The organism is Streptomyces sp. AC627_RSS907, assembly GCF_019049165.1.
Genome location: NZ_JAGMUE010000917.1, coordinates 1 through 673, shown reverse-complemented (window position 1 = coordinate 673; position 673 = coordinate 1). Strand labels below are relative to the sequence as shown.

At 72.4% G+C, this 673-nt stretch carries 1 protein-coding gene; it reads right to left on the bottom strand.

Annotation, left to right across the window (positions count from 1 at the left end):
* The coding region (locus KUM32_RS39445; RefSeq protein ID WP_217146557.1) for an ArsI/CadI family heavy metal resistance metalloenzyme at positions 1 to 440 on the bottom strand (440 nt) is incomplete at its 3' end.
* Positions 441 to 673: the final 233 nt, after the last annotated feature.

The window sequence follows — 673 nt, the reverse complement described above, 5'->3', positions numbered from 1 at the left end:
GCCGCGGCGGGCGGGTTCGGCTCGGCCTCCACGGGCGCCTGAGGGGATGACGCCGCGCTGGCGCCGAGGGTGTCGGCGTCCGCCTTCACGACGTAGACCTCCCACGGCTCCCGGCCCGGGCCGTGCACCCACACCTTGTCCTGTACGGCGTAGCAGCACGCGGTGTCGTTCTCTTCGAACGTGGCCAGGCCGGCCTCCTTGAGCCGGTCAGCCGCCGCCGTGACCTCCGCCGTCTCGGAAACCTCGATGCCCAGGTGGTCCAGCGCGGTCGGCTGCCCCTGCTCGCCCTCGATGAGGACGAGCTTGAGCGGCGGGGAGGCGATGGCGAAGTTGGCGTAGCCCGGGCGGCGCTTGACGGGCTCGGCGCCGAGGAGCTTGGAGTAGAAGGCGATGGAGCCCTCCAGGTCGGCGACGCGCAGGGCGAGCTGGATGCGGGACATGGCCCCTCCAAAAGAGTGATGACGTTCCGTCGTACGGCACGGGCGGCGCCGGAGGCGGCACGCCTGTCGGGCCGTGCGCACCCCGGAACGGCCAACCGGACCACCGGCCGGCCGACCCCACAGACGGCCGAAATCCTTCGCCCCCGCCCTCATCAGCATGCGCCCTGATTCGATGAACGTCAATACAGCGCGACGGGCGGGGCCAGCGGTCGATACGCCCCGCCCGGAGGCCG